This window comes from Microlunatus antarcticus (assembly GCF_014193425.1).
Taxonomy (GTDB): Bacteria; Actinomycetota; Actinomycetes; order Propionibacteriales; family Propionibacteriaceae; genus Microlunatus; species Microlunatus antarcticus.
Genome location: NZ_JACHZG010000001.1, coordinates 1,312,537 through 1,335,100 on the forward strand (window position 1 = coordinate 1,312,537; position 22,564 = coordinate 1,335,100).

General features: G+C 74.9%; 21 protein-coding genes. All 21 read left to right on the top strand.

The window, feature by feature from the left end; genetic code table 11:
* Nucleotides 1-332 precede the first annotated feature (332 nt).
* The 21 genes from FHX39_RS06020 (at nucleotide 333) to FHX39_RS06120 (ending at nucleotide 22,561) form a co-directional block, all read left to right on the top strand.
* The gene (locus tag FHX39_RS06020; RefSeq protein ID WP_183337235.1) at nucleotides 333-1,295 is read left to right on the top strand and encodes a tetratricopeptide repeat protein; all 963 of its coding nucleotides are present in this window, start codon (nucleotides 333-335) and stop codon (nucleotides 1,293-1,295) included.
* Nucleotide 1,296: 1 nt separating this feature from the next.
* Entirely contained in the window at nucleotides 1,297-2,307 is a 1,011-nt protein-coding gene (locus FHX39_RS06025; protein ID WP_183337236.1) for an HAD-IIA family hydrolase, read from the top strand.
* A gap of 9 nt (nucleotides 2,308-2,316) precedes the next feature.
* Entirely contained in the window at nucleotides 2,317-2,595 is a 279-nt protein-coding gene (locus tag FHX39_RS06030) for a hypothetical protein (RefSeq protein WP_183337237.1), read from the top strand.
* Entirely contained in the window at nucleotides 2,592-2,792 is a 201-nt protein-coding gene (locus tag FHX39_RS06035; protein WP_183337238.1) for a hypothetical protein, read from the top strand. The genes FHX39_RS06030 and FHX39_RS06035 overlap by 4 nt, the downstream gene beginning before the upstream one ends.
* A complete protein-coding gene (locus FHX39_RS06040) occupies nucleotides 2,789-3,616 on the top strand; it encodes a TlyA family RNA methyltransferase (RefSeq protein WP_183337239.1) in 828 nt (275 codons plus the stop codon). The genes FHX39_RS06035 and FHX39_RS06040 overlap by 4 nt, the downstream gene beginning before the upstream one ends.
* A gap of 16 nt (nucleotides 3,617-3,632) precedes the next feature.
* On the top strand, nucleotides 3,633-4,670 hold the full coding sequence (locus FHX39_RS06045; RefSeq protein ID WP_332836690.1) for an NAD kinase: 1,038 nt from the start codon (nucleotides 3,633-3,635) through the stop codon (nucleotides 4,668-4,670).
* Nucleotides 4,667-6,379: a DNA repair protein RecN gene (gene recN / locus FHX39_RS06050; RefSeq protein ID WP_183337240.1), complete on the top strand. Its 1,713-nt coding sequence runs from the start codon at nucleotides 4,667-4,669 to the stop codon at nucleotides 6,377-6,379. Before FHX39_RS06045 ends, recN begins: the two co-directional genes overlap by 4 nt.
* Nucleotides 6,380-6,455: 76 nt before the next feature.
* The gene (steA, locus tag FHX39_RS06055; protein WP_183337241.1) at nucleotides 6,456-7,637 is read left to right on the top strand and encodes a putative cytokinetic ring protein SteA; all 1,182 of its coding nucleotides are present in this window, start codon (nucleotides 6,456-6,458) and stop codon (nucleotides 7,635-7,637) included.
* On the top strand, nucleotides 7,634-8,566 hold the full coding sequence (locus FHX39_RS06060) for a copper transporter (protein ID WP_183337242.1): 933 nt from the start codon (nucleotides 7,634-7,636) through the stop codon (nucleotides 8,564-8,566). Before steA ends, FHX39_RS06060 begins: the two co-directional genes overlap by 4 nt.
* Before the next feature lie 3 nt (nucleotides 8,567-8,569).
* A complete protein-coding gene (locus FHX39_RS06065) occupies nucleotides 8,570-9,439 on the top strand; it encodes a hypothetical protein (protein ID WP_183337243.1) in 870 nt (289 codons plus the stop codon).
* On the top strand, nucleotides 9,436-11,025 hold the full coding sequence (locus FHX39_RS06070; protein WP_183337244.1) for a lipid II flippase MurJ: 1,590 nt from the start codon (nucleotides 9,436-9,438) through the stop codon (nucleotides 11,023-11,025). The genes FHX39_RS06065 and FHX39_RS06070 overlap by 4 nt, the downstream gene beginning before the upstream one ends.
* Nucleotides 11,018-12,088 (top strand): glycosyltransferase family 4 protein, encoded by a 1,071-nt coding sequence (locus FHX39_RS06075; protein WP_332836691.1) that lies wholly within the window; start codon nucleotides 11,018-11,020, stop codon nucleotides 12,086-12,088. The genes FHX39_RS06070 and FHX39_RS06075 overlap by 8 nt, the downstream gene beginning before the upstream one ends.
* A gap of 46 nt (nucleotides 12,089-12,134) precedes the next feature.
* Nucleotides 12,135-13,859 carry a CDP-glycerol glycerophosphotransferase family protein gene (locus tag FHX39_RS06080; protein WP_183337245.1) on the top strand — a complete coding sequence of 575 codons (1,725 nt, stop codon included), beginning with the start codon at nucleotides 12,135-12,137 and terminating at the stop codon, nucleotides 13,857-13,859.
* 275 nt (nucleotides 13,860-14,134) lie between these two features.
* Nucleotides 14,135-14,437 (top strand): helix-turn-helix domain-containing protein, encoded by a 303-nt coding sequence (locus tag FHX39_RS06085; protein ID WP_183337246.1) that lies wholly within the window; start codon nucleotides 14,135-14,137, stop codon nucleotides 14,435-14,437.
* Nucleotides 14,434-15,666, top strand: a complete 1,233-nt coding sequence (locus FHX39_RS22030) for a type II toxin-antitoxin system HipA family toxin (protein WP_183337247.1) — start codon at nucleotides 14,434-14,436, stop codon at nucleotides 15,664-15,666. Before FHX39_RS06085 ends, FHX39_RS22030 begins: the two co-directional genes overlap by 4 nt.
* 19 nt (nucleotides 15,667-15,685) lie before the next feature.
* Nucleotides 15,686-16,615, top strand: a complete 930-nt coding sequence (locus tag FHX39_RS06095) for an aminoglycoside phosphotransferase family protein (RefSeq protein ID WP_183341006.1) — start codon at nucleotides 15,686-15,688, stop codon at nucleotides 16,613-16,615.
* 51 nt (nucleotides 16,616-16,666) lie between these two features.
* On the top strand, nucleotides 16,667-18,364 hold the full coding sequence (locus FHX39_RS06100) for a CTP synthase (protein ID WP_183341008.1): 1,698 nt from the start codon (nucleotides 16,667-16,669) through the stop codon (nucleotides 18,362-18,364).
* 47 nt (nucleotides 18,365-18,411) lie between these two features.
* Nucleotides 18,412-19,056, top strand: coding sequence for an NUDIX domain-containing protein (locus tag FHX39_RS06105; protein WP_232530910.1), 645 nt, complete (start codon nucleotides 18,412-18,414; stop codon nucleotides 19,054-19,056).
* 142 nt (nucleotides 19,057-19,198) lie between these two features.
* The gene (locus FHX39_RS06110; protein WP_183337248.1) at nucleotides 19,199-20,365 is read left to right on the top strand and encodes a DegT/DnrJ/EryC1/StrS family aminotransferase; all 1,167 of its coding nucleotides are present in this window, start codon (nucleotides 19,199-19,201) and stop codon (nucleotides 20,363-20,365) included.
* A gap of 127 nt (nucleotides 20,366-20,492) precedes the next feature.
* A complete protein-coding gene (gene ald / locus FHX39_RS06115) occupies nucleotides 20,493-21,608 on the top strand; it encodes an alanine dehydrogenase (protein ID WP_183337249.1) in 1,116 nt (371 codons plus the stop codon).
* Entirely contained in the window at nucleotides 21,605-22,561 is a 957-nt protein-coding gene (locus FHX39_RS06120) for a site-specific tyrosine recombinase XerD (protein WP_183341012.1), read from the top strand. Before ald ends, FHX39_RS06120 begins: the two co-directional genes overlap by 4 nt.
* The last annotated feature ends 3 nt before the right edge of the window (nucleotides 22,562-22,564 follow it).

A 22,564-nucleotide genomic window follows, 5' to 3' on the forward strand; every position in this document is an offset into this window, starting at 1 on the left:
CGCGCAGCTACGACTCGCGTGGCGGTGATTCGCGCGGCGGTGACTCCCGTGGTTCTGGTCCGCGCAGCTACGACTCCCGCGGTGGTGACTCGCGCGGTGGCGACTCGCGCGGTTCGGGTCCGCGCAGCTACGACTCCCGCGGTGGCGACTCGCGCGGTTCGGGTCCGCGCAGCTATGACTCTCGCGGTGGCGACTCGCGCGGTTCGGGTCCGCGCAGCTATGACTCACGGGGTTCGGACTCGCGAGGGTCGGGCCAGCGCGGCGGCACCGACCGACGCGGCGACCGGCCGCCGCCTCGTCCGGGGCTCGCGGCTCGGCCGAACGAGCCGCAGGTGCCCGAGGGCGTCGACCTCTCCACGCTGCACCGTGCGGTGCGGGCGGAGCTCCGCAGCCTGCCCAAGGAGCTCGAGCAGATCGTGGCCGGACACCTCGTGGCCGCGGGCAACCTGATCGACACCGACCCCGAGCTGGCGTACGCCCACGCCGAGGCGGCTCGCCGTCGTGCGGCCCGCCTTCCCGTGGTCCGCGAGGCCGCGGCGGAGACCGCGTACGCGTCGGGGGAGTGGGCGGCGGCGCTGTCGGAGTTCCGCGCCCTGCGCCGGATGACCGGCTCGTCGGACTACCTGCCCGTGATGGCCGACTGCGAGCGCGCGCTCGGCCGTCCTCAGAACGCGCTGACCCTGGCTCGCGAGGCGGCGGAGCTGGACCTCGAGCCCGCGCTGCGGACGGAGATGACCATCGTCGCCGCCGGCGCCCGGGCCGACCTCGGGCAGAAGGCCGAGGCTGTACGGATGCTGCGTGAGGCCGTGACGGGTCCGGCGCCGAAGCGGACGGGCCCGGCGCTGACCCGGGGTGCGGCGGCGCAGGCGGTCGAGCTGGAGCACCAGGCTGCGGCGCGGCTGCGCTACGCGTACGCCGACGCCCTGCTGGAGACGGGTTCGGCCGAGGAGGCACGGCGGATGTTCGCCGAGGCGGCCAAGCGCGACCCCGACCAGCTGACCGACGCCCTGCAGCGGCTCGAGGAGCTCGACGGCGTGACCCTCGACGTGGGTGACCTCGACGACTCCGACCTGGTCGACGACGAGCCCGAGGACGACGAGCCCGAGCCCGACGACGACAACGCGCGCGACGACGACGACGCGGACGAGGGCGACGACGACGAGGGCGACGACGAGCAGGTGGACGACGAGCCCGGCGACGAGCCCGGCGACGAGCTGGAGAGCGACGACGAGGCCCGGGCCGAGGACGACGACGCCCCGGGTCCGGCGGACGAGGCCGAGCCGGAGCGCGACTGAGGTGCAGGCGCTCATCGACGCCTACGACGGCGTGCTCTTCGACCTGGACGGGGTCATCTACCTCGGCCCGGTCGCCGTGCCCGGAGCTCCACCGGCGCTCGCGGCGCTGCGTGAGCGGCAGGTGCAGGTCGGCTTCGTCACGAACAACGCCGCCCGCACCCCGGCCGCGGTGGCCGAGCACCTGACCGAGCTCGGCATCCCCGCGGGCGCAGCGGACGTGGTCACCTCGGCCCAGGCCGGTGCCCAGGTGCTGGCCCGGGACCTGCCGCGCGGGGCGAAGGTGCTGGCCGTGGGGGGCGAGGGCGTACGCCAGGCCCTGGCCGAGGTGGGTCTGACCAGCGTCGCCACGGCCGACGACGAGCCCGTCGCCGTGCTGCAGGGCTACGGCGTCGAGCTCACCTGGCAGCACCTCATCGAGGCCTCGGTGGCCATCCACCGCGGAGCCCGGTGGGTCGCCACGAACGACGACCCCACCCGGCCCACCGACCGTGGGCTGGTGCCGGGCAACGGGGCTGCCGTCGCGGCGGTCCGCCTCGCCGTGAGCGTCGACCCCGAGGTCGCCGGCAAGCCCTACCGCCCGCTGCTGGACGAGACCGTGGCCCGGCTCGGTGCCCATCGGCCGCTGTTCGTCGGCGACCGGCTCGACACCGACATCCGGGGCGCGGTCAACGCCGGGCTCGACGGGCTGCTGGTGCTCACCGGTTCGCACGGACCGGCCGACCTGCTGACCGCGGCCCCCGGGTCCCGGCCCACCCACCTCGGCTACGACGTCGGCGCACTGTTGGTGCCGGCGCTCGACGTCGAGATCTCCGGGGAGACCGCCCGGTGCGGCCCGGCGACGGCCCGGGTCGACGGCGGCAGCCTCGTGATCGACGCCGACACCCCGGGGACCCTCGACGGCCGCGTGGCCGCGACGTGGGCCGCGGCGCACCTGGCCTGGCAGGCGCAGGACGCCGGCCGTCCGCTCGACCTCGGCGCCGCGCTGCCGGCTCTCGTCGTCCCCGCGGCCTAGACTCCCCGGGTGCCTGCCTACCGCTCTCTCTTCGCCGGGTTCGCCCAGCTGGCCGAGGAGGTCGGGCAGGCGAGCCGGGCCAACCGCGAGCTCTTCGAGCAGCTGGTCGCGGCCGAGGTCGGCCGGGTGGCCGCCCGCCTGGGCGTCGTTGCGGCGACCGACCTGAGGGCGGCGCGCGAGCGGCTCGACGTCGCCGAGGGCGAGCTCGACGTCCTGCGGCTCGAGCTCGACGACCTGCAGCTGCGGGTCGCGACGCTGGAGGCCGCCCTGCCCGAGGTGGCGGAGTGAGCGACGTGGCTCCTGTCCCGCAGACCGGGGACCGGCGGGTCGACGAGGCCCTGCGGGGTGTCGACGGGCTCGACGACGTGCCGGTCGACGAGCACGCGGAACGTCTCTCGACCGCGCACAGCGCCCTGCAGGAGGTCCTGCGGACCCCTGTCGACCACGCACCGGCCGGCCGGCCGTCTCCCGGGCCGAGGCCATGACCACGACACCGGAGCCGGAGGCGACTTCGGAGACCGAAGGGACGGCCCCGCCCGAGACTCCCGGAACCGTCCCGGTCCGGCTCGACCGCGCCCTCGTCGACCGCGGTCTCGCGCGCTCCCGTGGTCAGGCCGCAGAGCTCATCAAGGCCGGTCGGGTCAGCCTCGACGGGCGGACGGTGCTCAAGCCCTCCGACCTCGTCGCCGGCACCGAGCAGCTCGAGGCGCGCACCGACCCGTACGTGTCCCGCGGCGCCCACAAGCTGGCCGGTGCCCTGGACGACCTCGGCCTGGTCCCGTCCGGCCGCGCGCTGGACGCCGGCTCCTCGACGGGCGGCTTCACGCAGGTGCTCCTCGAGCGGGGCGTCGAGGAGGTGTACGCGGTCGACGTCGGCACCGAGCAGCTGGCCGAGCTGCTGCGCGCCGACCCGCGTGTGCACGTCCACGAGCAGACCAGCGCCCGGGACCTGACGCCCGACAACCTGGACGGGCGTCCGGTCGACCTCGTCGTGGCCGACCTCTCCTTCATCTCGCTGACCAAGTTCGTCGACACCTTCAGCGAGGTCACCGCGCCGGACGGGACCTGGCTGCTGATGGTCAAGCCCCAGTTCGAGGTCGGCCGCGCCGCGCTGGACAAGGGCGGCGTCGTGCGCAACCCCGGGCTCCACCGGAAGGCGGTCGACGGGGTCGCCGCGGCCGCGGCAGCGCTCGGCTGGCACGTCCAGGCCGTGGTCGCGAGCCGGCTGCCCGGGCCGGCGGGCAACCAGGAGTTCTTCGTCCACCTGAGCCGGACGCCGTGCGCGCACCCGGTCACCCCGTGGCCGTGATCCCTATGCTGACGCGGTGACGACCACACCCGCACCACGCAGGCGCGTGGCCGTCCTCACGCACATGGGCCGGCCGACCGCGATCACCGCGGCCACCCGGCTGATCCGGGGTCTGCACGAGGCCGGCATCGTCAGCGCGCTCCCCGAGGGCGACGCCGCCTGCCTGCCGCCGGACCTCGCCGCGACCGTCGTCCCGCTCGAGCCGCCCGACCAGGTCATGCCCGACATGGAGCTGATGGTCGTCCTCGGCGGAGACGGCTCCATCCTGCGGGGGACGGAGTGGGTGCTGCAGGCCGACGTCCCGCTGCTCGGGGTCAACCTCGGCCACGTCGGCTTCCTCGCCGAGGCGGAGTCGTCGGAGATCGACAGCATCGTCACGCGGATCGTCGAGCGCTCGTACGCGGTCGAGGAACGTTCGACGATCGAGGTCGCCCTCCGCGACTGCGCGAGCGGCGAGGTGACCTGGTCGTCCTACGCGGTCAACGAGGTCTCGATCGAGAAGGCCTCGCGGGAACGCGTGCTCGAGGTGCTCGTCGAGATCGACGGCCGGCCGCTCTCGCGGTGGGCCTGTGACGGCGTGCTGCTGTCGACCCCGACCGGCTCCACCGCGTACGCCTTCTCCGCCGGCGGACCCGTGATCTGGCCGAACGTCGACGCGCTGCTGGTCGTGCCGCTGAGCGCGCACGCGCTGTTCGCCCGGCCGCTGGTGCTCGGCCCGACCTCCCACGTGGTCATCCAGCTGATCGAGCGTTCGCAGACCGACGGGGTCGTGTGGTGCGACGGGCGACGTTCCGCGGACCTGCGCGCCGGGCTGCAGATCGAGGTGCAGCAGGGCCGTCACCGACTGCTCCTGGCCCGGCTGTCCGAGGCGCCCTTCACCGACCGGCTGGTGAACAAGTTCGGGCTGCGCGTCGAGGGCTGGCGCGGCGAGGCCGAGGAACGCACCAGCCGTGAGGACCGCTCCGTCTCGCTCGGCTCCGGCGAGAACCCGGACGAGTCCGACGACCCCGACGACGACGGCTCGCGCTGCACGAGCGGGGCCACGAGCCCGTGATCTCCGAGCTGCACATCCACGACCTCGGCGTCATCAACGACGCCGTCGTGGAGCCCCATCCCGGCCTGACGGTCGTGACGGGAGAGACCGGCGCGGGCAAGACCATGATCGTCACCGGGATCGGGCTGCTCCTGGGCGATCGGGCCGAGGCCCGCTCGGTGCGTTCGGGGACCGAGCGCGCCGTGGTCGAGGGACGCCTGACCGTGCCCGACGGCCCCGAGACGAGCCGGCTGGCCACCCGGGTCCGCGACGCCGGCGGCGACCTGGACGACGACGAGCTGGTCGTCGCCCGCCACATCACCGCGGCCGGCCGCTCCCGCGCGTTCCTGGGCGGGGCGCCGGTGCCGGTGTCGGTCTGCGCCGAGGTGACGACCGAGCTCGTCGCCATCCACGGGCAGTCCGAGCAGATCCGGCTCTCCGCGGCCGGGCGCCAGCGTGAGCTGCTCGACGCGTACGCCGGTCCCGAGCTGGCCGCGCTCCTCGCCACCTACCGGCAGCGCTGGGCCGAGCACCGCGCGGCCCGCGTCGAGCTCGACACCCTCGTCGCGGCGAGCGCGGAACGCGCCCGCGAGGTCGAGCTGCTGCGCTTCGGGCTCGAGCAGATCGAGGTCGTCGAGCCCCAGCCGGGGGAGGACCTCGCCCTGGCGGCCGAGTCGACCCGGCTGCAGAACGCCGACGACCTGCGGCTGTCCGTCGGCGGCGCTCTGGCCGGGCTGTCCGGCGACCCCGACGACCCCCGCGGGGGCGGCGGCGCCATGGCCGCGCTCGCCGACGCACGCCGGAGCCTCGACCACGCCTCGGCGGACCCCGTGCTGGAGGCGCTCGCCGTCCGGGTCGCCGAGGCCTCCTACCTCGTGGCCGACGTCGCGTCCGACCTGGCGCGCTACGTCGACGACCTCGTCGCCGACCCCCGACGTCTGGAGTGGGTGTCGGAGCGGCGCGCCCATCTCTCCGGGCTCACCCGCTCGTACGGGCCCACCGTCGACGACGCGCTGGCCTGGTCGGCCCGCGCGGTCCAGCGGCTCACCGAGCTGGAGGGCGGCGACGAACGGATCGGCGAGCTCACCGTGGCCGTCGAGCAGCAGGACGCCGACCTCCGCGAGCGCGCGGCCCGGCTCACCGAGCTGCGCGGCGGCGCGGCCCAAGGCTTCGCCGACGCCGTGTCGGCCGAGCTCACCGCCCTGGCCATGCCGCACGCCCGGCTGACCTTCGCGCTCACGCCGACGGCCCTGGGGGCGTCCGGGGCGGACGCGGTCGACCTGCTCTTCGCCGCCAACCCCGGCACCGAGCCGCGCAGCCTCGGCAAGGTCGCCTCGGGCGGCGAGCTCTCGCGCGTCCGGCTCGCCCTCGAGGTCGTGCTCGCCGCCGACCGCCCGGGCGGCACCCTGGTCTTCGACGAGGTGGACGCGGGCGTCGGCGGCCGGGTGGCGGTGGAGATCGGGCGACGCCTCGCCGAGCTCGCCCGGCACAGCCAGGTCGTGGTCGTCACGCACCTCGCCCAGGTCGCGGCTTTCGCCGACCGGCACTACGTCGTGGTCAAGGCCGACGACGGGCAGGTCACGACCAGCGGGGTCGTCCGGCTGCGCGAGGACCAGCGCACCGAGGAGCTGGCGCGGATGATGGCCGGCCTCGACACGACCGACTCCGCGCTCGCCCACGCGGGCGAGCTGGTGGAGCTCGCGGCGTCCGCCCGTTCCGGCGGCCGCTGAGCCCGTCGACCACACCGGCGCCGCGCGTTCACGTGAGGGCCGACGGCCCGGCACCCGTGGGAGGATGGCCGGCGTCATGAAGCTGCCCGCCCTCCTCCGTCGCAGGGCGGAGCCGGCGGAGGTCGGCGGGGTCGCCCGGATCGACCGCAGGACCAAGAACCTGACCAAGCGGCTGCAGCCCGGCGAGGTCGCGATCATCCACCACTCCGACCTGGACCGGGTCAGCGCGGAGGCGCTCGTCGCGACGGGTGCGGGCGTCGTGGTGAACGCCGTCCCGTCGGTCTCCGGGCGCTACCCCAACCTGGGGCCGAGCATCCTGCTCGAGGCCGGCATCCCGCTCATCGACGACGTGGGCGAGGACGTGTTCACCCTGGTCACCGAGGGCGACCGGCTGGTCGTCGACGGCGACCGGCTGCTCGACGTCGAGGGTGCGGTGGTGACCAGCGGCACGCTCGTCACGACCGAGGTGCTGGAGCAGCAGCTCGAGCAGGCCCGGGCGGGGCTCTCGGACCAGATCGACGCCTTCACGCTCAACACGATGACCTACCTCCGCGAGGAGAAGGAGCTGCTGCTCGAGGGCGTCGGGGTCCCCGAGATCCGGACGCAGATCGAGGACCGGCACGTCCTCATCGTCGTGCGCGGCTACAACTACCGCGGCGACCTCGACGTGCTCCGTCCCTACATCTCGGAGTACAAGCCGCTGCTGATCGGCGTCGACGGCGGGGCGGACGCGCTGCTGGAGGCGGGCTACAAGCCGAACATGATCATCGGCGACATGGACTCCTGCTCCGACGCCGCGCTGCAGTGCGGCGCCGAGCTGGTGGTGCACGCCTACAAGGACGGCCGTGCGCCCGGGATCGAGCGGATCGAGGCCCTCGGCCTCAGCGCCGTGGTGTTCCCGTCGCTCGGGACGAGCGAGGACGCCGCCATGCTGCTCGCCGACTCGTACGGCGCCCGCCTCCTGGTCGCGGTGGGCACCCACTACTCGCTCGTCGAGTTCCTGGACAAGGGACGCGAGGGCATGGCCTCGACGTTCCTCACGCGGCTGCGGGTCGGCTCCAAGCTCGTCGACGCCAAGGGCGTCTCCCGCATCTACCGCAGCCAGGTCAAGGGCTGGCACCTCGTGCTGCTCGTCCTGTCGGGCGTCGTCGCGCTCGTCACCGCGATGGCGATGACCGACGTCGGCGGGGCGCTCGGCAGCGTCCTGATGGCCCGCCTGCGGGACCTCGCGTACTGGATCAAGGAACTCTTCACGTGATCAACTTCCGCTACCACATCGTCTCGCTGATGGCGGTGTTCCTGGCGCTCGCCGTGGGCATCGCCGTCGGCGTCTCGCTCAGCCCCTCGGTCGACGAGGGCATCCTCGCGCAGGCCCAGCAGGACCGTAACCAGGTCACGGCGCTGCGCAGCGAGCTGACCCGGCGCGACAACCTCGACACCTACCGCAGCACGTACGACCAGCGCACGGCCCAGCTCGTGCTGGCCGGGCGGCTGACCGACTCCCGGGTGGCGCTGGTCGTCCTGCCCGACGCCCCGGGCGCGGTCGTCGCGGCCGTCTCCGACGCGGTGGCCCAGGCCGGCGGCCGGGTGGTCGCCGAGGTGAAGGTGCAGCAGGAGGTCTTCGACCCGACCCAGGCCGACACCGTCGACCGGGCGGTCGCCGACCTCGGCATGGTCGGCCTCACCGACGACATGACGCCCGCCACCAAGGTCGGCTGGTGCCTCTCACGGGCGATCGCGTCCAAGAACGCCGGGAGCCGCGACGTCGACGCCCGGACCGTCGGTCGCACGCTGGCCTCCGCCGGTCTCGCCGACGTCCGCGACGACCAGGACGACACCGCGCAGCTCGTCATCGTCATCACCGCGCCCACGGCGGCCCAGCCGCCGGCCACCGAGGTGACGCAGGCCCACGTCGAGCTCGACGTCGGGATCCGGGACCAGCCGGGCAACGTCGACCACATCCCGGTCGTCGTGGCGGGCTCGAACAGCGACGGTCTGGACGGGACGGACGTCGGCGCGATCCGGACGTCGTCGCCCGCGTCGGGCGAGCTCAGCACGGTCGACGTGGCCGACCTGCCCAGCGGCGTCGTGACGACGGTCCTCGCCGGCAAGGAGCAGCTGCTGGGGGAGCAGGGCCACTACGGCGCGCTCGGCCGCGCCGACGACGCGCTCCCCGCGGTGCGCTGACCCGTGGTCGCGACCCTTGTGCGGGGGCTGGCGTCCACCGCGGCGGCGGCCGCGACGGCGCTGGTGGGCGGGGCCGTGGTGACCCGGACCGGGAACGTTCCGTGGGTGCGCCGCTGGAGCCGCACCAACCACGCCGGTGAGCCGGTGACCCTGCTCGAGGGACCGGTGGCCGTCGGCGCGCTGGCGGTGGGCACGCTCGTCGGGGCCGCGCTCGGTGCGCCCCCCTCGCAGGTCCTCGCCGTCGGCGTGGCCGGCGTCGGGTCGGGGCTGGTGGGGGCGTACGACGACCTGCACGGCTCGGCGCAGGCGCGCGGGTTCCGTGGGCACCTCGCCGCCCTGCGCCGGGGCCGCGTGACGAGCGGGACGGTGAAGATCGTCGGGGTGGGCCTGAGCGGCCTCGCCGCCGCCGTGGTGCTGGGGCGTCATCGCGCCGCCGGCCTCGGGCTCGTCGACGTGGTCGTCGACACCGCGCTGGTCGCCGGCACCGCCAACCTGGTCAACCTGCTCGACCTCCGTCCCGGTCGGGCGGCCAAGGTCGTGGTGCTGCTCGCCGGCGGTCTGGCCGGCGCCGGTGGGGGACCCGCGCTGGGCGCCGCGGTCGGCAGCCTCCCCACGGACCTGACCGCACGGTCCATGCTCGGTGACTGCGGGGCGAACGCGCTCGGCGCGGCCACGGCCACCGCTGCCGCCGGAACGCTGGACCGGCCCGCGCGGCTCGTCGGCCTCGCCGCCGTCGTGGCGCTCAACGCGGCCAGCGAGCGCGTCAGCTTCACCGCCGTCATCGCCCGTACGCCCGCGCTGGCCTGGCTGGACGGGCTCGGCCGCGACCCGGCGCCGGGCGGGCCGGTGTCGAGCGAGCCCGGGCCCGGATGAGGTGGCGCGGCTCCGTCCTGCTCGGCGTCGGCGGGCTGACCCTCGCCGCGCGCGTCGTGGGCTTCGGCCGTTCGCTCGTCTTCTCCAAGACCGTCGGCGACACCTGCCTGGGTGACGTCTACAACGCGGCGAACGCGCTGCCGAACGTGCTCTTCGAGGTCGCCGCGGGCGGGGTGCTCGCCGGGGTCGTCGTGCCCGTCGTGGCCCGGCACCTCGGCGCGGGGCGGCGCGCGGAGGCGGACCGGACGACCTCGGCGCTGCTCTCCTGGACGCTCATCGTCCTCACCGTCGTCGCCGTCGCGGCGCTGCTGGGCGCCGGGCTCTACGCGCGGGCGTACGCGAAGGCCGACTGCGCGGGCAGCGCCGGCGTGCTGACGGCGCTGGTCGTCATGTTCGTGCCGCAGGTCTGGTTCTACGGGGTCGCCGTGGTCAGCGCGGGCGTCCTCCAGGCGCACGGCCGGTTCCTGGCCGCGGCCACCGCCCCGCTGGTGTCGAGCGTGGTCGTCGTCCTCGCGTACCTCGCCTTCGCCGGGCTCGCCACGCCGGGCGCGGGCCGCGATCTCGGGCTGCTCAGCCGTCCGGCCCTGCTGGCGCTGGGCCTGGGGACCACGGCCGGTGTGGTCGCGCTGGCGCTCTGCACCGCCGTCCCCCTGGCGCGGCTGGGCTCGCGGGTCCGGCCGACCCTGCACTTCGCGACCGGGGACGCCCGCGTGGTCGCGGCCATCGGGGCGGCCGGCCTGGCCGGGCTGGTCCTCCAGCAGGTCAGCGTGCTGGTGATCAACCTGGCCGCCCAGCGCAACCCCGACCCCGGCGCGCTCACCCGCTTCACCTGGGCCAACGCCCTCTACCTCCTCCCGTACGCCGTCCTCGCCGCACCCGTCCTGCAGCTCACGTTCCCGCGGCTAGCGGCCGCCGCCGAGCGGGGCGCCGACGACGTCGCGGCCGTCCTGCGTCGGACCGCGCCGCCGCTGGTCGTGCTGTCCTGGCTGGGCGCGGCCCTGCTCGTGGCGACCGCCGTCCCGGTGGCCCGGGTCTTCGTCATCGGTCCCGGCTCCGGGCGTACGGGGGCGCTCGCCGGTCCCGTCGCGGCCCTCGCCCCGGCCGTCCTGGCCTTCGCCCTGATGGGCCTGGCCACCCGCGCGCTGCTGGCCCAGCACCGGGCCCTCGCCGCGGGCACGACGACGGCGCTGGCGTGGGGGACGGTCACCGTCGCCGCCCTCGTCGCCGGCCTGGTGGTCCCGTCCGCGACGCTGGTCGTCGCCCTGGCCGGCAGCGTCTCGCTGGGCCTGTCCGTGGGTGCCGTCGTGGGGTGGGTGGCGCTGGTGCGGCGGACGACCCAGCGACCCGGCGTCCTCCCGGCCCTGCTGGCCGGTGCGGTCGCCGCGGTGCCGGCCGTCCTGGCCGGCGGCGCGCTGGCCCGTCTCGGCACCGACGCCGGCCTGCTCGCGGCCGTCGGGCTCGCGCTGGCCACGGCCCTGCTGACCACCGTCGTGTTCGTGGGCGTGCTCGCCCTCGTCCGGCGACCGCTGCTGCGCGCGACCTGGGCGCTGCGCCACCCCGAGCCGCTGGAGGTGGCCCGTGCCTGACACCCGACGACCGCGGGTCGCGATGGTCCTCACCGCCAGCACCGGCGGGATCGGGCGTCACGTGGCCAGCGTGGCGCCGCGGCTGGTGGCGCGCGGCTTCGACGTCACCGTCTACGCCTCCCCGGTCACCCTCGACGCGCACGACGTCGGGGTGCCCGCGGTCACGCTGGACGCGGTCGCGCTCGCCCGCGGGGTGGGGGCCGCCGACGTGGTGCACGCCCACGGCTACAAGGCCGCCGCGCTGGCGCTGCCGTACGCCCGCGTGCGCCGCGTGCCGCTGGTCGTGACCTGGCACAACGCGGTCCTCGACACCGGCGGCGGGGCCCGGGCCGGCCGCATCCTGCAGCGTGTGGTCGCGCGCGGCGCCGACCTGGTCCTCGCGGCGAGCAGCGACCTGCTGGCCCAGGCGGTCCAGCTCGGCGCCCACGAGGCGGCGCTGGCCCCGGTGGCCGCACCCGCGCTGGCCGCGCCGCAGGTCGGGCGCCTCGAGCGGCGTACCCGTCTCGGGCTCGCGGCCGACGACGTCCTCGTCGTCACGGTCACCCGTCTGGCGCCGCAGAAGAACCTTGACCTGCTCCTCGACCTCGCCGCCGCGACGCGCGACCGCGCCGGGCTGTCGTACGCCCTCGTCGGGTCCGGTCCGCTGCGCGACGCCCTGGCCCGTCGGGTCGCCGACGAGCGCCTGCCCGTGACGCTGGTGGGCGCGAGCGACGACGTCGCGTCCTGGTACCACGCGGCCGACCTCGTGCTGCTCCCGTCGCGCTGGGAGGCGCGTGCGCTCGTGGCCCAGGAGGCGATGCTCGCCGGCGTCCCGCTCGTGGCCACGCGGGTCGGCGGGATCCCTGAGCTGGTGGGGGAGGCCGCCGTCCTGATCGACCCGGACGACGCCCGTGCGGCCGCGGGGGTCGTGCGCGACCTCGCCGGCGACCCCGCCGCCCGGCACCGGCTGGCCGACCTGGGCCTGCGGCAGGCCGCGACCTGGCCCGACGAGGACGACGTCGCGGACGACCTGGCCGTGTCCTACCGGCACGTCCTGACGGGCCAGACCCGTTCCGCTTCCTAGACTCAGGGCCGTTCTTCCGATCCCCGATCCAGACCAGCGAGACACCATGACCCAGGCCCAGATCCCCGCCGAAGAGGCGAGCGCGCCCGTCGCCGCGTTCGCCATCGAGGGGGCGACGACGCCGACCCCGGCCCGGATCGCGTGGGGGCTCGGAGCCGGTGACCTCCTGCTCGGCGGGCTGGGCCTGGTCACGCTGCTCGTCGCCGCGCTCGGGGCGCCTGACGTGGTCGTGATGCTGCTGGCGGTGATCATGAGCGCACTGGTCGCGCTGGCCACCCGGGCCGACGTGGCCACGCCGGCCGCCGGGTTGGGCGGTCCGGGTCGGCTGCTCGCGCTCGCCGCGGTGGTCGTGGCCGTCCTCGCGGACGGCCCCGGGCACTGGCTGCCGCTCGTCCTGGTGGCCGCCGCGGTGGTCGGGGAGGTGGGCTACTCGAGGGTCGTCCGGGTCGCAGTGCCGTTCAGCAGCCATCTCCCGGGGATCTCGGTCCGTCCTTCAGCGCGCTTCAAGCCGCGCTGGGTCGGCTACATCGGCTCGATCGCGGGCGTCGTGGCCCCGGTGTCGGTCGTGCTCGCGGTCATCCCGGACTGGCTGGCCTGGGTGTTCGCGCTGGTGACTCTCGTGCTCACCGCCGTCGCCCTGGCCGACGCGGCGCTCTGGGTCCTCCAGCGCCGGCGGGCCGAGCGGCGCCTCACCAAGACGCTGACCGCGTACGGGCCGCGCTTCGCCCTGCACTGGGACGCCCAGCCCGGCACCGGCTACCAGATCGGACGCTGGATCCCCTACCTCGACCGGCTCGGGGTGCCGTACGTCGTCTTCGTGCGCAACCCCGCCAGCTTTGCCGAGGCGGAGCGGATGACCGACCAGCCCGTCGTCGTGCGACGTGGGTCGCGCGAGATGGACCCGGTCATGGTCAGCACGCTGCGCTGCATCTTCTACGTCAACAACGCCCTGCGGAACGTGCACGTGGTCCGCTACGCCGGCGTGCGCCACGTGCAGCTCAACCACGGCGACAGCGACAAGGCCACGAGCTACAACCCCGTGTTCCGGATGTTCGACCGGAACTTCGTGGCCGGGCAGGCGGCGATCGACCGGTTCAGCGCCCACGGCATCTCCACCGCGCCGGACTTCTTCGAGATCGTTGGCCGCCCGCAGGTCGAGGACGTCGCCGTCGCGGTGCCCGGGACGCCCGTACGCCGCGTGCTCTACGCCCCCACCTGGGCCGGCATGCACGCCGACTCCGCCTACAGCTCGCTGCCCATCGGGCCGGAGATCGTGCGCGGGCTGATCGACCGCGGCTGCACGGTGGTCTACCGCCCGCACCCCTACACGGGGCGCAACCCGGAGCTCGTCGCCGCCTCCCAGCGCATCCTCGCGCTGCTCGCGCAGGACCGGGCGAAGACCGGCACCGAGCACGTGTACGGCGCCCAGGCCGAGCAGGTCTGGAGCATCGTCGACTGCTTCAACGCGGTCGACGCTCTCGTCTCCGACGTGTCGAGCGTGGTGCCGGACTTCCTCTACTCCGAGAAGCCCTTCGCCGTGGCGGCGATGGGCGGCAGCGTCGAGGAGTTCTTCGCCGAGATGCCGGTCGCCCGCGGCGGCTACGTCATCGCCGGCGACGCGAGCAACCTCGACGCCGCGCTCGACGACCTCCTCGGTGCCGACCCCGAGGCCGCGGAACGTCGCCGCCTCAAGACCTACTACCTCGGCGACTTCCCGGCCGAGCGGTACGTCGACGCGTTCCTGGACGCGGCGCGCGCCGAGATCGCCTGAGGCTCCCGCTCCGCTCGCCGCACGGATCGCGCCGGGCTTGGCTCGGCTCGGCACACCCTGCTCCCGTCGGCATACCGTGCCCGTGTCGGCACACCCTGCAGGGGGTGCCGTGGGGAGCAGGGTGTGCCGGTGCCAGCAGCGTGTGCCGCGGCCAGCAGGTGGCGCCGAGTGAGCAGCCGTCGTACGAGCCGCCCACGCCGGGAACGTGCCACAATGGTCAGCATCGTGCTCATTAAACGTTTTAACGAGCACTGGACTGACCTTAAGGAGCGATCGTGGCGCGAGGCGAGCTTCCGGTCCGGGTGCAGCGGGGCGCGGCGGAGATCGGCCGTCACCTCGTCACCTGGCGCAAGCTGCAGAACCTGACCGCCGAGCAGGTCGCCGAACGCGCCGACGTGAGCCGGACGACGCTGCGCCGGCTCGAGCACGGCGACCCGGGGGTCGGGCTCGACGTCTTCCTCCGGGTCGCCCGCGCGCTGGGCCAGCTCGACCGCGTGGTGGACGTCCTCGACCCGTACGACACCGACCTCGGCCGCGCGCGGGCCGAGGAGGTCCTGCCCGAGCGGGTGCGCCGGTGACCCCGGCCCCGTCCACCCGGCTCCGCGTGAGCGTCGACGGCGCGAACGGGACCTCGCCGGCGGCCGTCGCGCACGTCAGCGAGCGGCGGGGCGTCGTCTCGACGACCCTCACCTACGACCCGGCGTGGACCGCCGACCCCGCCGCGTACGCGCTGAGCCCGGACCTCGCGCTGCTCCAGACCCGGCACCAGGTGACCGGCGGGCTGCCGGGCGCGTTCGCCGACAGCGCTCCGGACCGCTGGGGCCGCAACCTCATCGCCAAGCGGCTGCGCACCCAGGCCCCGCCCGGGCAGCAGGCGGCGACCACCGTCCGCGAGGTCGACTACCTGCTCGGGGTCGCCGACGAGACCCGCCAGGGTGCGCTGAGGTTCGCTCTCGACGACGCCGGGCCGTACCTGGACGCCGGCTCGGACGTGCCCCGCCTGGTCGCCCTGCCGCGGCTGCTGCGGGCCGCGGACGCGGTGGTCGACGACGGCGCGGACGACCTCGCCGCGGTGAAGGAGCTGCTGGCCGCCGGCTCGGGCTCCCTGGGTGGTGCCCGCCCGAAGGCGTCCGTGCGCGACGGCGACCGGCTCAGCATCGCCAAGTTCCCGCACCGCAGCGACGCCTGGGACGTGATGGCGTGGGAGAAGACCGCGCTCGACCTGGCACGCGGCTGCGGGATCGACGTCCCGGCGTCCCGGCTCGTCGGCGTCGGTCAGCGGAACGTGCTGCTCCTCGACCGCTTCGACCGCCGCGGCGCGACGCGGGTCGGCTACATCAGCGCGATGACCCTGCTGCAGTCGTCCGACGGCGTTCCGGCCGACTACCTGGAGCTGGCGGAGGCGCTGGCGGAGCACGGGAGCGCCGTGGTGGCCGACCTCGGTCGGCTGTGGCGACGGATCGCCTTCATGCTGGTGATCAACAACGTCGACGACCACCTCCGCAACCACGGCTTCCTGCGTACGGCCTCGGGGTGGACGCTGTCGCCCGCCTTCGACCTCAACCCGGACCCCGACCCGGGCGCCGCCCGCGTCACCACCGTCGGCTTCGTCGACGACGCCGAGGGCGCGCTCGAGCAGCTGGTGGCCAACGCCGGCGCGTTCCGGCTCACCGCCGACCACGCGGCCGCGGTCCTGGACGAGGTGCTGCGCGGCACCGCGTCGTGGCGCACCGTCGCGCGCGGGAACGGGCTCGGCGAGGCCGAGCTCCGGCGGTTCGCGCCGGCGCTCGACCGGTTCCACCGGTAGCGGGCGGCCGGCCGTGACCATGCACGCCGGGCAGCTCGAGGTCGACGAGGGGACCGTACGGGCGCTGCTCGCCGATCAGCTCCCGCAGTGGGCCGGGCTGGAGGTCCGGCTGCTGCCGCAGACCGGGACGGTCAACGCGATCGCCCGGGTCGGGGACGCGCTCGCGGCCCGGTTCCCGCTCCAGCCGGGCGACGCCGCCGACGTCCGGCGGGACCTGGCCCGCGAGGCGGACGCGTCCCGGCGCCTCGTTGGCCGCCTGCGCGTGGCGGTGCCCGAGGTCGTCGCCCTCGGCGAGCCGGGTCACGGCTACCCGTTGCCGTGGTCGGTGCAGACCTGGTTGCCCGGCCGGGACGGTTCCGTGGTGGAGCCGGGCGCCTCGTACGCCGTAGCCCGCGACCTGGCCGCGCTGGTCACCGACCTGCGCGCCGTGCCCACGGACGGGCGGACGTTTGTGGGGGAGCGGCGGACGAACCGGGGCGGCGTGATCGGCGACCACGACGCCTGGGTGCGCGAGTGCCTGGAGCGCAGCGCCGGGCTGCTGGACGTGAGCGCGCTCGCCGGGCTCTGGGACCGGCTGCGCGACCTGCCGCGCGGGCCAGACCCGGACGTGACGACGCACGGGGACCTGATCCCGAGCAATGTCCTGGTCGGCACGCGCGACGGCGCCTCCGGCCCCGGGGAGGCCCGGCTCGTCGGGCTGCTCGACCTGGGGGACTGCGGCCCCGCCGACCCCGCGCTGGATCTGGTCGCCGCGTGGCACCTGCTCGAGGACGGTCCGCGGGAGACGTTCCGCGAAGCGCTGGGCAGCGACGACGCGACGTGGGCCCGCGGGACGGGCTGGGCGTTCGAGCAGGCGATCGGGCTGGTCTGGTACTACCGCACGTCCAACCCGGGCTTCAGCGCGTTCGGCCGCCGGACCCTCGACCGACTCCTGCGCGCCACGGGTTGAACGTTCCTCCGTACGCCCCTCCCGCGGGTCGGCCGCTTGACGGCAGCCGGGATGCCGGGTCATGGCCTAGGCTGGAGGCCCGTGGGACCACGTGAGAAGTTCACCAAGCACCTGTTCGTCACCGGCGGGGTCGCTTCCTCCCTCGGCAAGGGCCTGACCGCCTCGAGCCTGGGCAGCCTGCTCGTGGCGCGCGGGCTCAGCGTGTCGATGCAGAAGCTCGACCCCTACCTCAACGTCGACCCCGGCACGATGAACCCGTTCCAGCACGGCGAGGTCTTCGTCACCGAGGACGGCGCGGAAACCGACCTGGACGTCGGCCACTACGAGCGCTTCCTCGACCGGAACCTCTCCGCCGAGGCGAACATCACCACCGGCAAGGTCTACTCCTCGGTCATCGCCAAGGAGCGCCGCGGCGACTACCTCGGCGACACGGTCCAGGTGATCCCGCACATCACCAACGAGATCAAGGACTCCATGCTCGCCATGGGCGGTCCGGACATCGACGTGGTGATCCACGAGATCGGCGGCACCGTCGGTGACATCGAGTCGCTGCCGTTCCTCGAGGCCGCCCGCCAGGTCCGCCACGACGTCGGCCGCGAGAACGTCTTCTTCCTGCACGTCTCGCTGGTGCCCTACATCGGGCCGAGCGGCGAGCTCAAGACCAAGCCCACGCAGCACTCGGTCGCCGCGCTGCGCCAGGTCGGCATCCAGCCCGACGCCGTGGTGTGCCGCTCCGACCGCGAGATCCCCGAGTCGGTCAAGCGCAAGATCTCGCTCATGTGCGACGTCGACGAGCAGGCCGTCGTGGCCTGCGCCGACGCGCCGAGCATCTACGACATCCCGAAGGTCCTGCACGCCGAGGGCCTCGACGCGTACGTGGTCCGCCGGCTCGACCTGCGGTTCCGCGACGTCGACTGGACGCGCTGGAACGACCTGCTGCAGCGCGTGCACCACCCGCGCGAGGAGGTCGTGATCGCGCTCGTCGGCAAGTACGTCGACCTGCCCGACGCCTACCTCTCCGTCGTCGAGGCGCTGCGCGCCGGCGGCTTCGCCAACCGGGCCAAGGTCGGCATCCGCTGGGTGCCCTCCGACGCCTGCGCGACGCAGGAGGGGGCGGCCAGCCACCTGTCCGACGTGGACGGCGTGGTCATCCCCGGCGGCTTCGGCATCCGGGGCACCGAGGGCAAGATCGGCGCGATCCAGTACGCCCGCGAGCACCAGATCCCGACGCTCGGCCTCTGCCTCGGCCTGCAGTGCATGGTCATCGAGGTCGCCCGGAACCTGGCCGGCCTGAGCGGAGCCGACAGCAGCGAGTTCGCGCCGGAGACCCCGTACCCGGTCGTCGCCACGATGGCCGAGCAGGTCGCGATCGTCTCCGGCGAGGGCGACCTCGGCGCGACGATGCGCCTCGGCGCTTACCCCGCCGAGCTGCAGCCCGGCTCGGTCGTGGCCAAGGCGTACGGGCAGACGCACGTCAGCGAGCGGCACCGCCACCGCTACGAGGTGAACAACGCCTACCGCGAGCAGCTCGAGGCCGCGGGCCTGGTCATCAGCGGGACCTCGCCGGACACCCAGCTGGTCGAGTTCGTCGAGCTGGCGCCCGAGGTGCACCCGTACTTCGTGGCCACGCAGGCGCACCCCGAGCTCAAGTCACGCCCGACCAAGCCGCACCCGCTCTTCGTCGGCCTCGTCGACGCCGCGCTGGACCGGCGGCTGTCGACCCGGCTGCCCGTCGAGCAGCGTCGGTGAGCGGCTCCGCCCTGGGTGACGACCGCGTGGTCCTGGCGCCGGCCGAGCTGGCCGACGTCGCGCTGGCCTGGCCCGTGCTCTCGACCGAGATCCTGGCGGAGGGCCACGTGGCGACGTTCGCGCAGGACGTCGTGCGCACCCCCGACGGCGGGGAGATGACGCGGGAGTACCTGCGCCACCCCGGCGCGGTCGGCGTCATCGCGCTGGACGAGCAGGAGCGCGTCGTCCTGGTGCGGCAGTACCGCCACCCCGTGCGCCACCGTCTCTCCGAGCCCCCGGCCGGCCTGCTCGACCACGCCGGCGAGGACCCGCTGGTCGCCGCGCAGCGCGAGCTCGCCGAGGAGGTCGGCCTCTCCGCCGGACGGTGGGACGTGCTCGTCGAGCTCTTCACCACCCCCGGGATCATCGGCGAGGGCCTGCGTGTCTACCTGGCCCGCGACCTCGCGGTCGCCGACCGGCCCGACGGCTTCACCGCCGAGGGCGAGGAGGCCGACATGGACGTCGTCTGGGCCTCCCTCGACGACCTCCTCGACGCCGTCCTCGACGGCCGGCTGCACAACCCGACGCTCGTCAGCGGCGTCCTTGCCGCCGGCGTCGCCCGGGCCCGCGACGGCTTCGCCACGCTCCGGCCGGCCGATGCGCCCTGGCCGGCCCGCGAAGCCCTGGCCGCGGCGGGCCTGCTACCCGACTGAGCGGTCGCTTCCGCTCATTTCGTGCTCCCAGATCGCTCGTCCTCCGGTCTTCCACGCTCAGCCGCCGACGACGGAGCGATCGAGGAGTCGGAATTGAGCAAGAACGTCGACGCCGCGCGTCGGCTCCTGCTCTGCTGAGCGAATGCACCCGCGTCATCGGCTGGACCTCCGGTCGCGCGACGTCGTCCGAGGCCTGGCCGCCGTGGTCGTCGCACGTCGCCGCGGGTGCGCCGAGCGCATGCTCCTCCGCGAGGTTGGCGCGTCGGACGACGTCCTGGCCACGTTGTCCGTGCGGGCGGCCTGGGACCTGCTGCTGACTGCGTCGGACTGGCCGGAGGGTGCCGAGGTGGTCGTCTCGGCGATCACGCATCCCGCGATGGCGGCGCTCGTGAGCGAGGCCGGCTTCGTCCCGGTGCCCGTGGACCTCGACCTCGCCAGCCTCCTGCCGACCCCGGCGGCGCTCGAGGACGCGATCACCCCGAGGACGCGGGCGGTCCTCGTCGCCCAGCTCTTCGGCGGCCGATCCGACCTCGGCCAGATCGCCGCCACCTGTCGCGCCCACGGGCTGCTCCTCGTCGAGGACGCGGCCCAGGCGTGGACGGGGCCGGAGACGCTCCGGTCGGCGGCGGACGTGACGCTGGTGAGCTTCGGGCTGATCAAGACGGCCACCGCCGTCGGGGGTGCCCTGGTACGGGTGTCCGACCCGGAACTGCTCGCCCGGCTCCGCCGTCTCCACCCGACCTGGCCGGTCCAGCCGCGCCGGGCGTACGCCCGTCGCCTGGTCCGGGCGCAGGTGCTCCTCGTGATCAGCCGGCCGCGGGTGCACGGCTTGCTGCTCGGAGCCTGCCGGCTCGGCGGCGTCGACCCCGAGCGGCTCCTGGGCCGGCTCACCCGGGGGAGCTCGGCGGGGGACTCACTCCAGCGGCGCCGGCGGCCGTCGGCCGCGCTGCTCGCGACGCTGACGTGGCGGCTGCGCCCCGCCGACCCGAGTGCGGCCCGGACCCGGGCCCGGACGGCGTCCGGCGAGGCGCTCCGGGCCGGTCTGCCCGCCCAGGTGCCCCAGCCGGGCGAGCGCGCCGTCCGCACGCACTGGCTGTTCCCGGTCCGGGCGGACGACCCGGCCGCGCTGGTCGCCCGGCTCCGTCGCGCGGGCGTCGACGCGAGCGCGGGGACGAGCAACCTCGTCGCCCTCACCACCGACGGGCCCGCCGCCGACCTGATGCGGCACGTCGTCTACGTGCCGGCCTACCCCGAGCTGCCGGAGGAGTGGCGGCAGGCCGTCCGGCGGGTGCTGAGCCAGGACGCGTAGGTCGCGGCGGCGCTCGTGCCGCCCGTCCGGGCGGCACCGTCGCGTCTATGCTCACCTCGTCGGAGCAGTGCCGAAGAAGCAGGGCGCGGACCCGGACGGGCCGCGTCTCGCGGACCAGGAGAGACACGTGTTGGTCGGAGTTCCCACCGAGGTCAAGAACAACGAGGGCCGGGTGGCGATCACGCCCTCGGGCGTGCACGAGCTCACCAGCCGCGGCCACCAGGTCCTCGTCCAGTCCGGCGCCGGCGTCGGCTCCTCCATCCCCGACGACGCGTACGCCGCGGCCGGGGCCAAGGTCGTCGACGGCTGGGAGCCCGTCTGGGGCGAGTCGGAGATGGTCCTCAAGGTCAAGGAGCCGGTCGAGGTCGAGTACGACCGGATGCAGCCCGGCCAGGTCCTCTTCACCTATCTCCACCTCGCCGCCAACCGGGCCTGCACCAACGCCCTGCTCGACCGCAAGGTCACGGGCATCGCGTACGAGACGGTCCAGCTGCCGAACGGGTCGCTGCCGCTGCTCGCCCCGATGAGCGAGGTCGCCGGACGGCTCGCGCCACAGGTCGGCGCCTACCACCTCATGTCCGCACTGGGCGGCCGCGGGACGCTGATGGGCGGCGTCCCGGGCACGCACCCGGCCAAGGTCGTCGTCATCGGCGCGGGCGTCTCCGGCATGGAGGCCGCGACGATCGCCCTCGGCATGCAGGCCGACGTCACGCTGCTCGACCTCAACATCGACAAGCTCCGCGACGCGGACCGCCTCTACCGCGGCCACATCAAGACGGTCGCGTCGAACAGCTTCGAGGTCGAGCGCGCGGTGCTCGACGCCGACCTCGTCGTGGGCGCGGTGCTCGTGCCCGGGGCCAAGGCGCCGACCGTCGTGACGAACGACCTGGTCGCGCGGATGAAGCCCGGCAGCGTGCTGGTCGACATCGCGATCGACCAGGGCGGCTGCTTCGAGGACAGCCGGCCGACGACGCACGCGGACCCCACGTTCCGGGTGCACGACTCGGTCTTCTACTGCGTCGCGAACATGCCCGGCGCCGTCCCGCACACGTCGACGTACGCGCTCACGAACGTGACGCTCCGCTACGCCGCGAGCCTGGCGGACCGCGGCTGGCGCGAGGCGCTGCGGCGCGACCCCGCCCTCGCGCTGGGGCTCAACACCCACGACGGCGAGCTCACGAACGGACCCGTCGCGGCCTCGCTCGGGACCACGTCCCGGGCGGCGTCCGAGGTGCTCGCCTGACCGGTCTGGAGCGGCTCGTCTCCGCCTACCTGGACCACCTGAGCGTCGAGCGGGGGGTCTCCACCCACACGCTGGCCGCCTACCGCCGCGACCTGGCGCGCTACGTCGATCATCTCGCCGGGGCCGGCGTCCCCGACCCCGCCGCGGTCACGCCGGCGGTGGTGGGCGCGTACGCGTCGTCGCTGGCCGAGGGGGTCCGCGCGCCGGACGGCTCCGAGGTGCTGCCACCGCTCGCGCCGGCCAGCATCGCCCGCGCCGTGGTCGCGGTGCGCAGCCTGCACCGCTTCGCCGTGGCCGACGGGCTCACCACCACCGACCCGGCCGCCGACGTACGCCCGCCGCGCCCGGCCCGACGCCTGCCGAAGGCCCTCCCGATCGACCAGGTGCAGCTGATGCTGGACCTGCCGTCCACCGAGACCGCCGAGGGCCTCCGCGACGCGGCGCTGCTCGAGCTGCTCTACGGCACCGGCGGACGGATCAGCGAGGTGGTCGACCTCGACGTCGACGAGCTGACCCGGGCCATGTCCGGTCCGCCGGACGAGCTCGCCGGGCTGCGGGTCCTCGGCAAGGGCAGCAAGGAACGCATCGTGCCCCTCGGCTCGTACGCCCGCGCCGCGGTCGAGGCCTACCTCGTCCGGGGCCGCCCCGCCCTCGCCGCCCGGGGCCAGGGCACCCCCGCGCTGCTGCTGAACGCCCGCGGTGCCCGGCTCTCGCGCCAGAGCGCGTACGCGGTCCTGCGGCGCGTCGCCGAGCAGGCCGGGGTGCCGGGCGAGGTCAGCCCGCACACGCTGCGGCACTCCTTCGCCACCCACCTGCTGGACGGCGGCGCCGACGTGCGGGTGGTGCAGGAGCTGCTGGGTCACGCCTCGGTGACGACCACCCAGATCTACACGCTGGTCACCGTCGACCACCTGCGTGAGGTCTACGCCGGCGCCCACCCCCGCGCCCGCTGACGC

What these genes read in the sequence shown, in the direction of transcription:
- FHX39_RS06080 (WP_183337245.1), top strand. Translation starts at nt 12,135, where the DNA reads ATGACCCAGGCCCAGATCCCCGCCGAAGAGGCGAGCGCGCCCGTCGCC.
- FHX39_RS06110 (WP_183337248.1), top strand. Translation starts at nt 19,199, where the DNA reads ATGCACCCGCGTCATCGGCTGGACCTCCGGTCGCGCGACGTCGTCCGA.
- FHX39_RS06070 (WP_183337244.1), top strand. Translation starts at nt 9,436, where the DNA reads ATGAGGTGGCGCGGCTCCGTCCTGCTCGGCGTCGGCGGGCTGACCCTC.
- steA (WP_183337241.1), top strand. Translation starts at nt 6,456, where the DNA reads ATGAAGCTGCCCGCCCTCCTCCGTCGCAGGGCGGAGCCGGCGGAGGTC.
- FHX39_RS06040 (WP_183337239.1), top strand. Translation starts at nt 2,789, where the DNA reads ATGACCACGACACCGGAGCCGGAGGCGACTTCGGAGACCGAAGGGACG.
- FHX39_RS06095 (WP_183341006.1), top strand. Translation starts at nt 15,686, where the DNA reads ATGCACGCCGGGCAGCTCGAGGTCGACGAGGGGACCGTACGGGCGCTG.
- FHX39_RS06100 (WP_183341008.1), top strand. Translation starts at nt 16,667, where the DNA reads ATGCCGGGTCATGGCCTAGGCTGGAGGCCCGTGGGACCACGTGAGAAG.